The sequence below is a fragment of the Vibrio agarivorans genome (genome assembly GCF_030409635.1).
GTDB classification, from domain to species: Bacteria; Pseudomonadota; Gammaproteobacteria; order Enterobacterales; family Vibrionaceae; genus Vibrio; species Vibrio agarivorans.
This window is the reverse complement of record NZ_JAUFQF010000002.1, coordinates 276,186-289,767: the sequence shown is the minus strand read 5'-3', so window position 1 is coordinate 289,767 and position 13,582 is coordinate 276,186. Positions and strand designations below refer to the sequence as shown.

Here is a 13,582-nt window from a genome sequence, read left to right as displayed (position 1 = left end):
TCTAACAATTTTACTAGATTGTGCGTTGATCATAGTTCCACTGCAAGTGGCTTTAATTATTACGCCTTGGAAAGGGCAAAAGATTGTCCTTAACTAGTATTAGTTCACACGATGCAATCAATTTGTTTACATTAATTGTATCAAACAGTTAACATGCAATGACCTAGCGACTAAACTAGTAGCAATGGCCGTTTTCAAGGATTGAAACACAATGAGCAAAGACCGCTTTGACAAGCTCTCCTCCACAGAACTGGATTATGTGGACGATAAAACTGCTGCACTGCTGCTCAACACCCCGAGCAGCGCACGTGTTTTGCTATGGGTTATCGTCCTATTTTTTATTGTGGCAGGTGTTTGGGCAAGCTGGGCTGAGATTGACAAAGTGACAGTTGGTCAGGGTAAGGTTGTCCCCTCTTCGCAAATTCAGGTGGTTTCCAACCTGGAGGGCGGTTTAGTAAAAGAGATCCTTATCTCAGAGGGACAACAAGTCCAACAAGGTCAGCAACTTCTTCTACTCGATGACACGCGCTTCCGTTCAGACTTCAAAGAGCGTGAAAAGCAAGTCTCTAACCTCAGCGCGACGGTACAGCAGCTCTCAGCTTCGATTTCCAGTGTCATAATCAATCGTGACTTCTCTGAGCGTAACTGGCGCGACAACGTGAAAATCGATACTGACAAACTTAACTACGCGGAAGCCTTGATCGCTCAAGACCCAAACTTGGTGGCCCGTCAACGCGCTGAATATATTCAAGGCCTCAACGAACTGCGCAGCCAATTGTCACTCATCGATCAAAAGGTTAAACAGAAGCAGCAAGATATTGTAGAAGCGCAAGCGAGAGTCAATAACCTGCGTCAAAGCTATAACTTTGCACGTAAAGAGCTTGAAATTACTCAACCGTTAGCGGATGAAGGCGTGGTTCCGAAAGTCGAGCTACTCAAACTCCAACGTCAAGTGAACGATACACGCCGTGATATGACTTCCACTGATCTTAAAATTCCGGTATTACGCTCAGAAGCACGAGAGGTGATGCTAAGCCGTATCGATGCTGCTCAGAAGTTCATTATCGAACACCAAGAGTCTCTCAACGAAGCTCAAGACCGCTTATCTGCGATGACCGAGTCTGCCGTCGGCCTTGAAGACCGAGTCACTCGAACCACGGTGATTTCACCGGTAACCGGTACGGTAAAAACCATCAATGTGAATACCGTGGGCGGCGTAATTCAACCCGGTATGGATATCGTCGAAATCGTACCGACCGAAGATACCTTATTGGTTGAAGCCAAAATAGCGCCGCAAGATATCGCTTTCTTGAGACCAGACCTTGCTGCCACGGTCAAATTCAGTGCTTATGATTTCACTAAATACGGCGGGCTAGTCGGTCGACTAGAACACATCAGTGCGGATACCACTCAAGATGAGGAGGGCAATAGCTTCTACCTTGTGCGCATTCGCACCGATAACACCAGTTTAGGTACGGATAATCAGCTGCCGATTATTCCTGGTATGACAGCCAGTGTGGACATTATTACTGGCAAACGAACAGTGCTCGATTATTTGCTCAAACCGATTCTTAGCGCTCAACAAAATGCGCTGAAAGAGTAAAGGTGAAAAATACGGATGTGGGTTAAGCCTCGATCATACAGCAAGCTGTTGAGTGGTAGCCTGCTTGCTGGACTATTGTCGTTTAGCCCATCGATAACTGAGGCGCTCAATCGTGAGGAACAGCGCTGGGTTGACTTAGTTTCGCGAACCTATGGACCCAGAGCTGGCAAACGAGTTGAAACATGGCGTTCACTGATGGGTGAACTAAAAAATGAACCGGAACAGGTGAAGCTAAGCGAAATCAATCAGTTTTTTAACCAGATGAACTTCGTTGATGACATCCGTTTGTGGGGCAAGAAAGATTACTGGGCAACGCCTCTTGAGTTTTTAGGAAGCAGTGGCGGTGATTGTGAGGACTTCACCATTGCCAAATACTTCTCTCTGCTTGAGCTGGGTGTCTCCGATAAAAAGTTGCGGCTAATTTATGCCAAGGCGATTCAATTGGATCAATTCCATATGGTACTCGCCTACTACTCCAAGCCCAGTGCAGAGCCACTGATTTTGGACAACTTAGACCCAACTATTCGCCTCGCTTCAAAGCGCACAGATTTACTGCCTATCTACAGTTTTAACGGTAAAAACTTGTGGCTAGTTAAAGCGCGGCAAAGTCAGCTGGCAGGAGATGCTTCCCGCCTAACATTATGGAACGATTTACGCGCTCGTGAGCGAGCAGACAAATTGAACAAACCGATCATTAACTATGATGAGTAGGGACTATGACACTATATAAACAGCTAGTCGCAGGGATGATTTCAGTGTTTATGCTGTTGTTGGTTTCGGTGGCGATCATCGAACTCAAGACAACGCGCAATAACTTGGAGCAACAGCAGCGCTCCGAAGTGTATAACACCATTAACACTGTCGGACTCGCTCTCGCACCTTATTTGGAGGACGATGATACCGTTGCAGTTGAATCGGTCATTAATGCGCTGTTTGATGGCAGCACCTACTCGGTTGTGCGCTTGATTTTCCTTGAAAGCGGTGAAGAAATATTGCGTTCATACCCCGTCAAACCTAGCACCGTTCCCAATTGGTTTGTTAGCCTTGATCTATTCGACAAAATCCACGAACAACGCGTGATTACCAGCGGATGGATGCAGCTCGCTGAAGTCGAGATTATCAGTCACCCCGGAGAGGCATATCAACAACTTTGGCAAGCCTTTCAACGAATTCTCGTAGCCTTTTTTATCGTTATGATCCTTGGCCTAGCGGCTATCGCCTTTATCCTCAAGCGCGCTCTGAGCCCACTAAAACAAATTGTGTCGAAAATGGAGCAAGTTGCCAATAACCACTTTGGTTCCCCTCTGCCACTGCCCGTCACCAAAGACTTGCAATACGTGGTCAATGGCATCAATAAAATGTCTTCACAAGTTGAAGAGTCCTTTAAGTCCCAAGCCAAAGAAGCACAACGATTACGTGAACAGGCGTATATCGACCCGGTTTCTCAGCTCGGCAACCGTAAGATGTTTATGACTCAACTGAACAGTTGGCTCGACGAGGGAGGTCTAGGAGGTGTCGCACTGCTAGAAGCCAGTTTTATCCAGAGTATTTATGACCAAAAAGGCTATCAAGAAGGCGATGAGATGGTGCGTTCTGTTGCGAAACAGTTAGCTAACTCTATCAACGAATTAAACTGCACGATTGCTCGATTATCCAGTGTCGAAATTGCCTTTATCTTCCCAAGTATTGATGAGTCAGAACTCAAATTATTGGCTGATAGCATCATAAACTACGTGCAAAGCGTTAACCCAGACCCAACCGCCACCGCAGCGCTACCTTTGGCACTGGGTGTCATCTATAACGACCGCAAACAATCGAGCAGTGATATTTTGGCGCAACTCGATAACGCAGTAGCCACCGCCAAAGGCAACCCAGAAGAACTTTATCATCTTGCAGCACAAGAAAGTGCTAGCGGGGTTATGGGTAAACAGCAATGGAAAGCCCTGGTTGAAGAGGCGATTCACAACGATTGGTTCGACTTCCGCTTCCAAGCCGCCAACAATAGCTGGGGACAAACGTTCCATCGCGAAATCTTTACCGCAATTGTCAGAGGAGATGAGCGATACACCGCTAACCAATACTTGTTTGCTCTCGAGCAACTTAAGTCGAGTAATATTTTTGATGAGTATGTTATTGAAGCCGTCATCAAAAAGCTTGAACAAGGCGAATTCAAAGAGCCAATCGCCATCAACATCTCTCCTTCTAGCGTCGAAGAGGCGAGCTTTATCCGTTGGATCAGCTACAAGTTAAGTAAGCATAAACGGGTGGCAAGCCTTCTCCACTTTGAATTACCTGAACGCTGCTTTGTGCAAACTCCACATTATGCTGCCCTATTCTGTAACGCAGTCAAAGCGGCTGGCGCTCACTTCGGGGTAGACAACTATGGTCGTGACTTCCAAGCCTTAGAATATCTCAGCGAGTTCTCTCCGTCTTACGTGAAGCTCGACTACTTGTTTACGCACAACCTAGACGATGAAAAGCAAAAATATACCCTCACGTCTATCTCTCGAACTGCACACAACCTTGGTATCACGACCATCGCGTCACGAGTGGAGACACAAACTCAGTTGGACTTCCTTTCTGAGCACTTTGTCGAGGCTTTCCAAGGCTTTATTGTCGATAATTCGTAATTTTATGAGCAATTTAAGAAGGTAACGCTAGTCATGCAAGACCCACTACTCAATTCGCTCATCTATGTCAGCCGATATTATGGGCTCGCCAATTCGCCAGAGGCACTCATCAATGGGTTGCCGCTGACTGATGGCCGATTAACCCCGTTTTTATTCCCTCGCTCTGCTGAGCGAGCTGGACTTGTGGCGCGAGAAAATCGCAGCCCATTGCAAGATATTTCCGCTCTCGTTTTGCCTGTTGTTCTACTTCTCAAGGGTGGCGATGCTTGCGTTCTTAACTCGATAAACAATGAAAAAAGTGAAGCGGAGGTCATCAATAGTGAGTCAGGTCTTGCGCCTATTTCTATCCCTTTAGAGGATTTGCAAGAGCAGTACAGCGGGCGTTACTTCTTGGTCAAGAAGCAGTTCCGCTACGATGAACGCTCTCCAGAGGTGCTCAAAACCAAAGATGGCCATTGGTTCTGGAGTACGTTGTGGCAATCTAAAAAAATCTATCGTGATGTGCTCATAGCGTCGATTTTCATCAACCTGTTCGCCATTGCTGCCCCCATGTTCACACGAATTGTGTATGACAAGGTGGTCCCAAACCTTGCGTTTGAAACGTTATGGGTACTCGCCAGTGGTGTGTTTGTCATTTTCTTCTTTGACTTATTCCTAAAGCTACTACGTAGCTATTTTATTGATGTTGCGGGGAAAAAGTCTGACATTTTGATCTCATCTAAACTGTTTAGCAAAGTATTAGGGATCCGGATGGAGGCCAAGCCTGCTTCTGTCGGCGCTTTCGCTCGTCACCTGCAAGAGTTTGAGTCAATAAGAGAGTTCTTTACCTCTGCCACCATTTCGTCGCTTATCGACTTGCCCTTTGCGATTCTATTTTTGATTCTCATTTGGCTCATGGCGGGCGATTTGGTCTACGTACCGCTGGCTGGTGTGATCATCTTAATGATTTATTCACTGTTGATTCAAGGGCCGTTAAAACGCGCTATCGAAGAGGGTTCACGCCTTGCGTCGCAAAAATACGCCAACTTGATTGAGAGCCTTGCAGGTTTAGAGACACTCAAACTCTTTGGAGCACAAAGCCAATATCAATACCGCTGGGAAGAAGCCGTTGCCCACATGGCCAACTGGAACATCAAGAGCCGCCGAATCACCGATGGTATTCAAAATGCTGCGGGGTTTGTGCAGCAAGCCTGTAGCGTAGGTATGATCATTGTTGGGGTCTATTTGATTGCTCAAGGTGACCTCACTATGGGCGGCCTAATCGCAGCAACGATGTTGAGTGGTCGAGCAATTGGTCCGATGGTCCAGCTATCGCTACTGTCAACGCGCTATAACCAAGCCAAATCGTCGATGACTATCATTGAGCAGGTCATGGATATGCCGGATGAGCAAGAGGAAGGTAAACGCTACGTTCATCGCCCTATCGTTCAAGGCAAGGTCGAGTTGGATAAAGTTTCATTCAGCTATCCTGAAGCTCAAGTCGCTTCTATACGCGATGTCAGCCTAACGATTGAACCCGGAGAGAAGGTCGCTATCATTGGGCGAATCGGATCAGGAAAGACCACGCTAGAGCGTCTAATCATGGGGTTATATCAGCCCAAAGAGGGTAGTGTTCGTATTGATGATACCGATATTGAACAGCTGCATCATATCGATATTCGCCGAAACATAGGCTGTGTCCCGCAGGACAGCCAGCTGTTCTTTGGCTCAATCCGCGACAACATTACCCTAGGGCGACCGCTTTCAGATGACCGCGACGTGATGGATGCCGCCAACCGCGCTGGCGTAACCCAGTTTACCCAGCAAGATCCTGCTGGCCTTGAGCGTCAAGTCGGTGAAGGGGGGGGATTACTCTCCGGTGGTCAACGTCAGGCTGTGGCGATTGCCCGAGCCTTTTTAGGTCGACCACCTGTATTGCTGTTAGATGAACCCACCAGCGCGATGGACAATCGTTCAGAAATGCAGATCAAACATCAACTATCACAGCTAAAGTCGCATGAAACGCTGATTTTGATTACCCACAAAATGTCGATGCTGGATGTTGTTGATCGTGTCATCGTGATGGAGAAGGGCTTGGTCTTAGCCGATGGTCCGAAATCTCAAGTTCTCAACGACCTAAAAAGCGGCAAAGTAAGAGCCGTTAACTAAAATCTATACTGGGTGAATGACTTCAACCTCATTCACCTAGTCACCTATAGACATTAGTCGAAGCACACCTCAAGGTGAGACTTAGCGCAAATCAAATACCCTCATAATCCGATACCTTACTTAAATAAAGGTATAACACAGTCGCAAAACCCCATATCTCAACCAAGCGAAGGGAAAAGCACGAGGAAGGTTTATGAACAGCGCGATTTATCACAAGCTCGCCACACAGCTCAATCAAAAACTCCCTGAAGACCGCATCATTACCGATCCCCATCTACGCATGGCATATGGTACTGATGCCAGTTTTTATCGCCTGATCCCTCAACTGATTGTGCGCCTAGCCTGCTTAGAAGAGGTGATTTTTACCCTCCAATTGTGTAACGAGTTCGGGGTTGCCTATACCTTTCGAGCCGCAGGGACAAGCCTCTCTGGTCAAGCAGTCTCTGACTCAGTATTGATTACCTTAACTGATGATTGGCGACACCACGAAGTCATCGAAAGCGGCACGCAAATTCGTCTACAACCAGGGGTGATCGGCGCGGATGCCAACAAATACTTAGCACCTTATCAACGTAAAATTGGACCCGACCCGGCCTCTATCAACACCTGTAAAATTGGCGGCATTGCCGCTAACAACGCCAGTGGCATGTGCTGTGGTACAGCGCAAAATTCCTACCACACTATTGCTGCGATGAAAGTGGTACTGCACGATGGAACGTTTCTAGATACCTCAGACGAGCGGAGTATTACTCGCTTTCGTCAAAGCCACGCGAGCATGCTCGATGCTCTCTGTTGTTTGCATCATGAAGTGGCACACAATGACGAGCTAAAACAACGCATTGAGCACAAATATCGCCTCAAAAACACCACAGGCTACGCTCTGAATGCATTGGTGGATTATCACGATCCGATTGATATCCTGGCACATCTCATGATTGGCTCAGAAGGTACGCTAGGTTTTATCGCCGAAGTCACCTACAACACGGTTATAGAGTACAGCCAAAAGGCCAGCACTCTGGTGGTATTCGCCGATATTGAAACCGCTTCTAAAGCGGTCAGTCAGTTAGCGAACAGCCCAGTTGCTGCCGTTGAAATGATGGATGGCCGAGCACTGCGTTCAGTGGCCGATAAACCCGGTATGCCTGGCTTTATGCCACAGTTAACTCTTGATGCCTCAGCACTGCTCATTGAAGTGCACGCCAGTGATGAAATAGAGTTGGCCTCGAAACGCGCACAGGTTGAAGCCATACTGGCACAATACAGCATTATTGAATCGGTAGCCTTTACCCAAGCACCAGATGTGGTGGCAACCTTATGGGGCATTCGCAAGGGGATGTTCCCTGCTGTAGGAGCGGTTCGTGAGGTAGGAACTACCGTGATCATTGAGGATGTGGCGTTTCCCGTAGAGCATCTGGCTGAAGGGGTGCGTGATTTACAGAACCTGTTTAAGAAATACCACTATAACGAGGCCATCATATTTGGCCATGCGCTTGAAGGTAACTTGCATTTTGTCTTCACCCAAGGTTTTGAATCACCACAAGAAGTCTCACGCTACGGCGGATTCATGGATGATATTGCCGAGCTTGTCGCAGGCAAATATCAAGGTTCTCTCAAAGCAGAGCATGGCACTGGGCGTAATATGTCACCCTATGTTGAGCTAGAGTGGGGAGAAGATGGCTACAGGCTCATGCAGCAGATCAAACAGATCTTTGACCCTCAGGGGCTGCTCAACCCGGGAGTCATTATCAATGCCGATCAACAAGCGCATTTAAAGAACCTCAAGCCGATGCCACAGGCGGATGACATAGTTGACCGTTGCATCGAGTGTGGCTTCTGTGAGCCTGTGTGTCCGTCGAAAGGGCTTACCCTAACACCACGCCAACGTATCGTACTTTATCGTGAGCTGTGTGAACGCCAACGACACAATGAGAATACACAAGAGCTCGAAGAAGCCTTTAAATATCAGGGCATAGACACCTGTGCCGCCACTGGCTTATGTGCTGAACGCTGCCCTGTTGGCATTAACACCGGCGATCTCATCAAGCAACTACGCCAAAGCCAATATCAACGCTATCAACCGATCGCTCGCTGGACAGCCAAGCACTTTGCCACCACCACCAAGTTAGTAAAGGTCGGACTCAAGATTAATAGTATGACAACCCAATTAATCGGTGATAAACGTATGGACACCGCTATTAATGGGTTAAGAAAGTGGACCGGTGAGCGAACACCTTTGTGGCTGAAAGAAACACCACAAGCCAACGATCATCAACTGACAGCAAACCACCTAGCACATACAGCCAAAACGGTGGTTTACATGCCCTCGTGCGCAAGTCGCAATATGGGACAACAGCGTGACGCTCAAGACCAGCGTTCACTCACTGAGGTGACGCTTTCGCTGCTTGATAAAGCGGGGTATCGCGTTATTATTCCCGAGCCGTTATCCGACCTATGTTGTGGTATGCCTTATGACAGCAAGGGAATGGTGGACATCGCGCAAACTAAATCAAAGCAACTAGAGCGGCAACTTTGGCAAGCCAGTGAACGGGGAAAACACCCTATCCTGATGGACACCAGTCCATGCAGTAAACGCTCAAAAGAGCACTTTACTCAGCCACTATCCATCTATGAACCCGTCGGCTTTGTGAGTCGTTTTCTGTTGTCTGAACTTTCACTGTCACCAATAGATGAAAGCATTATGCTACACATTACTTGCAGCGCTCGCAAAATGGGGTTGGTCAACGATATGCTGATGGTCGCCAATCAATGCGCCAGCAATGTAATTGTGCCTGAACATATTGAATGCTGTGGTTGGGCAGGAGACAAAGGTTTTACCACACCAGAGCTCAATCGTAACGCCCTTGCGCCTCTTAAAGCGCAAGTTCCAAATCATGTTCGTCGGGGTTTTAGCAACAGCCGTACTTGTGAGATCGGCTTATCTCATCATAGCGGTGTGCCTTATCAATCGATTCTCTATTTGATTGACGAAGCGAGCATACCAAAATAGAACAGGGTCTGGGGAAAGCCTAGCTTTCCCTATTTCCAACCCTGCTTCCAGGTGTGTGAGTCTTTCAGGTCTCGCCAGTCTATCTCATATTCGTTGTCGGTTATCACCGCTTCAATAAGGCAGTGGATCACCGCCCCATCATCGTCAAACTCAACCTCTGAGACCATAAAATGCTTCTCGCGCTTTACAGGAGCGACGGCTGTCCATTTGCTGTTGAGCAGTTTTTTCGGGTTGACTCTATTCATACATCACCGCTGCTTATATTGCGTGGGACAGTAGCCTCTTTCAACGCTAGGTGAGCGCAGAATAAGATGTTTGGTCTTTCTTCCACTTACTCGCTGACGCCACAATTTGAAACTCCGAGGTTTTAGACTACGCCTCATCAATTGGATTACTTGACTTTCGCTTAGACCAAACTGTGCATAAATCGCCTCAAACGGAGTTCGGTCTTCCCATGCCATCTCAATTACTCGTGACTGTTCGTCATCTGTCATACTTTGCTCACTACCTAATCTTTGTCTTTCTCAGCTCCTACTACGCTTACCGTCGACAATAAGTTCATGTTTATAAGTACAAAAAAGGTGCTACCCAAAGGCGCACCTATTTTTATTTTAAAACTGCGGCTAGCAAAAACTACATACTACACTGCTCAGCATCAGCGCCCTGCTCAACGCCCTCTTCAATCACTTCTACTGCTTCTTCGTTGTTGATTGATGAAAGGAGTTTTTCGATCACCTGTTGCGCTGTGACATCAGACGAAGCTCCAACTAAACAGCTGTAGGCATTCGCAAGCTTGTCTTTCACAGCTGTCACAGCCGACATATCAGTGAAATCAGTATTCAACACTTCTTGCACCGAATCGGCGAGCGCTTGGACTTGCTCTCCGGCACCGCCGAACTGCTCTAAGTTAAGGCTTTCCATATCAAATGACTCAATCTTCTCTTGCATGTCACCGACAAGTTGAGAGGCTGAGTCTTTCGCTTCATCAATCGCTTTTGCTGAGTCTTCACAGCCCGCTAAAGCGACAACCATTCCTACTGCCAAGATGAGTTTGTTCATATACCTACCTTTAATAGCTTGCATGCGTAATTAAAAGATAGCAGCTCTTTTCAATATTTATAGCTTTCTCCCCAAACGCTTTTCTATTTGACGCTTTTCCCACTTCGGGCCAAAGAAGTTAAACACTTCAAACGTATTCACTCCATGACTCAATAAGCCAATACCCCAACCGAGTGCTGGCCACCAAGCCCAGATATAACCTGAATAGCTAATAAAATTGATGACAAATAATAGTGCTATCACAAAAACATAGGTGATGGCGTGAGAGTAAAATCCTTTAATCGCGCGCACATGATCAATCACCTCGCGCTCTTGTTGGGTAATATTGATATCGTCTTGCATTATCGGCTCCTGCTGTAACTCAGCAACGGTGGTTTCAAATACAGCAGCCAAAGATTTAAGCGATTCTAAACCTGGTTTTGCCCACGTTCGATACGTTGAACTGTGCGAATACTCAAGCCACTTAACTCTGCTAACTGCTCTTGAGTCCAACCTCGTTTTAAGCGTAATTTTCTAATAATCATCTTTGAATCCTTTCTGCTTTTCTGTATTTAAATCTAGCCAAAGACTCGATTAATATGAACGACGTTTATCTGACACCATAACGACAGTTATTATATATCAATAACTTAAACCAAACCTTCACTCACACAAACAATCGTCCTTTGAGGTATAACACACCACGACCAGAGACCATTACCCGCTCACCCTCGACACAACAGTGCAGCAAACCGCCTCGCTGAGAGGCTTGATAAGCCACTAAATGTGTTCGATTGAATTGTTTCGCCCAATATGGTGCAAGACCAGAATGAATAGAGCCCGTTACAGGATCTTCGTCACCGCCATTTGCTGGCCAAAAATAACGAGAGACAAAATCATATTGCTCTGATGCAGCAGTTACCACTACATCAAAAGGCGCTAGCTGTTTGAGTTTTTCGCTCTCATATTTAACATTTAAAACGTCTTGCGCTGACGGTAATACAGCAAAATACGCTTGGCGGTTTTTCAATATTTGAATCGGTTGAATTGAAAGCCCTTGCAACAGAGCCTGAGGCACTACAGGTAGTTCTTTTGGCATTTGGTTAGGGAAGCTCATCTCAATCTGACCATCGGATGTCATTTTGACTTCCAGATCACCGACTTCTCCAGTTGAGTAACGTAGAACGCCACTCACCCCTATCTGGTTGAATAAAACATAAGATGCAGCAAGAGTGGCATGACCACAAAAATCAATCTCAGTGAGTGGTGAGAACCATCGAATATGGTAGTGATTTTCTGATATCGCCTTGATAAACGCTGTCTCAGAGAGGTTGTTCTCTGCCGCGATGCTTTGCATTAGGCTCTCATCAAGCCACTCTTCTACAGGCACTACCGCCGCTGAATTCCCACAAAACTGCTGGCTAGTAAACGCATCCACCACATAAATATCAAGTTCCATCACACTCTCCCTGTTGGATAAACTCTATCAACCTAAATCAAAGTCACCGGCTAAACCATAGCCAAGCCCACATATCTCCTCTAAAATCCCTTCAAACTACTAAAACGAGACTACCCATGCTGCAAATATCCAACACCGTTACCATTGCCGAATGGGAAATTGAACTCTCAGCCATAAGGGCAATGGGCGCGGGTGGACAGAATGTAAATAAAGTATCAAGCGCAATACACCTACGTTTTGATATCAAGCGCTCGGCGCTGCCTGACATCTACAAAGAGCGACTATTGTCGTTATCGGATTCACGCATAACCAAAGAAGGTGTAATCATCATCAAAGCACAGCAATATCGCACGCAAGAGCAGAATAAAGAAGATGCTCTCAATCGCCTCAAAGATCTGATTGTGTCCGCTATGGTAGTGCAGAAAAAACGCAGGCCAACAAAGCCAACACGAGCATCACAAAAGCGCCGAGTCGATGCGAAAAAGCGCAAAGCGCAAACTAAGTCACTTCGTGGGCGAGTGCAGTAATTTACTCAAGCTTTGAGACATTAGCTCATATCTAAACTCTAGTTAGGCATTTCAAATATCCGCTTCCCTTCCGCTCCTGTCATCAAGTGGCCATTAGTTTCATTTAATGGCATTTACACTCCACCCATCCATTTGATTCCAAGAGCAGACAATGAACCTCAAACCATCAAATTTACACATTATGATCTTCGCGGCGTCAGCGGCTGGCCCGATCTTGGCGGCGAACTTTGAAAGCCCAGACTCTGTAGATAACACGATTGCCCAACAAAATTCGCCACAAAAAAGCTGGCGTGAGTCGCTAGCCGAAAATAGCATCAGATTGGCTATGTGGGCATGATAGGCTCTGCCTATAGCGACCAAGGTTTTAGGGTCACCAACCTACACTGGAAGCTTAAATTCAATAACGGTAAAACCTCTCTTATCGCGGGTTGGCAAGATGTCACAGATTATATCGATACGTATGCTCTAGCCAGTCCGTGGTCAGGTTTTAGCAACCTAGCCTTCTCAACTGGTTCTGGGGCTATGGGTTTGCCAGATGATGGCATACTGGCACTTTCAGCCGGTCATATGTTAACTGACAACTACTATGTCGTTGCGGGGTTCGCCGATGAAAATGGGCAATCTGATGACATTTTTGACGGCTTCAATACCCTATTTGATGAAAGTGAATTCTTCACCACACTAGAGATCGGCTGGACGGCCTCACAAGAGCAAATCTACACCGACAACATCCATATTACCCTATGGGATTTCGGTGAAAATACGCGTCACAGCAACGCTGCAGGAGAAGGCGGTAAAGGCATCAACTTCTCTGCCAGCTATTTCGCCACTGAGCAGTTAATGCCATTTATTCGCGGTGGTTTTTCAGAGGGAGATGTTGCACTCTACGACACCTCCATTAGTGTCGGCTTTGGTTATTTCGGCTTAGGGAAACCTACCAACAACCTAGGTTTTGCTATCAACTACGCCGAGACAAACAATGAAGCCTTCGGCGGTGACGAGCAGTGGACAACAGAGCTCTACTACAACATGCAGTTCGGCGATCACTTACAGATCACCCCTGATATTCAATACATCAAAGATCCCGCATTTTCAGGAGAGAGCAGTGCTTGGGTGTTTGGGGTTAGGGCTCGGGTGTTTATTTAAAGAAATGGGGTCAAAGCCAATTCC

10 protein-coding genes and 2 pseudogenes are annotated in these 13,582 nt (G+C 46.7%); 7 read left to right on the top strand and 5 right to left on the bottom strand.

Annotated features, from left to right (window positions below):
- Positions 1 to 211 precede the first annotated feature (211 nt).
- The 5 genes from QWZ05_RS06825 (at position 212) to QWZ05_RS06805 (ending at position 9,388) form a co-directional block, all read left to right on the top strand.
- Positions 212 to 1,603, top strand: coding sequence for an HlyD family type I secretion periplasmic adaptor subunit (locus QWZ05_RS06825; RefSeq protein ID WP_290297495.1), 1,392 nt, complete (start codon positions 212 to 214; stop codon positions 1,601 to 1,603).
- A 15-nt stretch (positions 1,604 to 1,618) separates the two neighbouring features.
- The gene (locus QWZ05_RS06820) at positions 1,619 to 2,314 is read left to right on the top strand and encodes a transglutaminase-like cysteine peptidase (RefSeq protein ID WP_290297493.1); all 696 of its coding nucleotides are present in this window, start codon (positions 1,619 to 1,621) and stop codon (positions 2,312 to 2,314) included.
- A gap of 5 nt (positions 2,315 to 2,319) precedes the next feature.
- Positions 2,320 to 4,233 (top strand): bifunctional diguanylate cyclase/phosphodiesterase, encoded by a 1,914-nt coding sequence (locus QWZ05_RS06815; RefSeq protein WP_290297490.1) that lies wholly within the window; start codon positions 2,320 to 2,322, stop codon positions 4,231 to 4,233.
- A 33-nt stretch (positions 4,234 to 4,266) separates the two neighbouring features.
- The gene (locus QWZ05_RS06810; RefSeq protein WP_290297487.1) at positions 4,267 to 6,381 is read left to right on the top strand and encodes a type I secretion system permease/ATPase; all 2,115 of its coding nucleotides are present in this window, start codon (positions 4,267 to 4,269) and stop codon (positions 6,379 to 6,381) included.
- A gap of 193 nt (positions 6,382 to 6,574) precedes the next feature.
- Positions 6,575 to 9,388, top strand: coding sequence for an FAD-binding and (Fe-S)-binding domain-containing protein (locus tag QWZ05_RS06805; protein WP_290297486.1), 2,814 nt, complete (start codon positions 6,575 to 6,577; stop codon positions 9,386 to 9,388).
- Positions 9,389 to 9,417: 29 nt separating this feature from the next.
- Here the strand turns inward: QWZ05_RS06805 and QWZ05_RS06800 are convergent, their stop codons facing one another.
- The 5 genes and pseudogenes from QWZ05_RS06800 to QWZ05_RS06780 form a co-directional block, all read right to left on the bottom strand.
- Positions 9,418 to 9,633, bottom strand: coding sequence for a TIGR02450 family Trp-rich protein (locus tag QWZ05_RS06800; protein WP_264876167.1), 216 nt, complete (start codon positions 9,631 to 9,633; stop codon positions 9,418 to 9,420).
- A 3-nt stretch (positions 9,634 to 9,636) separates the two neighbouring features.
- Positions 9,637 to 9,882 carry a TIGR03643 family protein gene (locus QWZ05_RS06795; protein WP_290297483.1) on the bottom strand — a complete coding sequence of 82 codons (246 nt, stop codon included), beginning with the start codon at positions 9,880 to 9,882 and terminating at the stop codon, positions 9,637 to 9,639.
- A 139-nt stretch (positions 9,883 to 10,021) separates the two neighbouring features.
- The gene (locus QWZ05_RS06790) at positions 10,022 to 10,447 is read right to left on the bottom strand and encodes a hypothetical protein (RefSeq protein ID WP_264876164.1); all 426 of its coding nucleotides are present in this window, start codon (positions 10,445 to 10,447) and stop codon (positions 10,022 to 10,024) included.
- A 57-nt stretch (positions 10,448 to 10,504) separates the two neighbouring features.
- Positions 10,505 to 10,971: pseudogene (locus QWZ05_RS06785) on the bottom strand (2TM domain-containing protein).
- A 122-nt stretch (positions 10,972 to 11,093) separates the two neighbouring features.
- Positions 11,094 to 11,885 carry a PhzF family phenazine biosynthesis protein gene (locus QWZ05_RS06780; protein ID WP_290297480.1) on the bottom strand — a complete coding sequence of 264 codons (792 nt, stop codon included), beginning with the start codon at positions 11,883 to 11,885 and terminating at the stop codon, positions 11,094 to 11,096.
- Positions 11,886 to 12,001: 116 nt separating this feature from the next.
- On the opposite strand from QWZ05_RS06780, the gene arfB reads away from it, so the two are divergent.
- Together arfB and QWZ05_RS06770 are read left to right on the top strand one after the other, a co-directional pair.
- Positions 12,002 to 12,412: an alternative ribosome rescue aminoacyl-tRNA hydrolase ArfB gene (gene arfB / locus QWZ05_RS06775; RefSeq protein ID WP_290297478.1), complete on the top strand. Its 411-nt coding sequence runs from the start codon at positions 12,002 to 12,004 to the stop codon at positions 12,410 to 12,412.
- Positions 12,413 to 12,563: 151 nt separating this feature from the next.
- A pseudogene (locus QWZ05_RS06770) lies at positions 12,564 to 13,558 on the top strand (carbohydrate porin).
- Positions 13,559 to 13,582 lie beyond the last annotated feature (24 nt).

Bases quoted from the DNA above. Each gene is read 5' to 3' on its own strand.
- QWZ05_RS06825 (WP_290297495.1), top strand. From the start codon at position 212: ATGAGCAAAGACCGCTTTGACAAGCTCTCCTCCACAGAACTGGATTAT.
- QWZ05_RS06820 (WP_290297493.1), top strand. From the start codon at position 1,619: ATGTGGGTTAAGCCTCGATCATACAGCAAGCTGTTGAGTGGTAGCCTG.
- QWZ05_RS06815 (WP_290297490.1), top strand. From the start codon at position 2,320: ATGACACTATATAAACAGCTAGTCGCAGGGATGATTTCAGTGTTTATG.
- QWZ05_RS06810 (WP_290297487.1), top strand. From the start codon at position 4,267: ATGCAAGACCCACTACTCAATTCGCTCATCTATGTCAGCCGATATTAT.
- QWZ05_RS06805 (WP_290297486.1), top strand. From the start codon at position 6,575: ATGAACAGCGCGATTTATCACAAGCTCGCCACACAGCTCAATCAAAAA.
- QWZ05_RS06800 (WP_264876167.1), bottom strand. From the start codon at position 9,633: ATGAATAGAGTCAACCCGAAAAAACTGCTCAACAGCAAATGGACAGCC.
- QWZ05_RS06795 (WP_290297483.1), bottom strand. From the start codon at position 9,882: ATGACAGATGACGAACAGTCACGAGTAATTGAGATGGCATGGGAAGAC.
- QWZ05_RS06790 (WP_264876164.1), bottom strand. From the start codon at position 10,447: ATGAACAAACTCATCTTGGCAGTAGGAATGGTTGTCGCTTTAGCGGGC.
- QWZ05_RS06780 (WP_290297480.1), bottom strand. From the start codon at position 11,885: ATGGAACTTGATATTTATGTGGTGGATGCGTTTACTAGCCAGCAGTTT.
- arfB (WP_290297478.1), top strand. From the start codon at position 12,002: ATGCTGCAAATATCCAACACCGTTACCATTGCCGAATGGGAAATTGAA.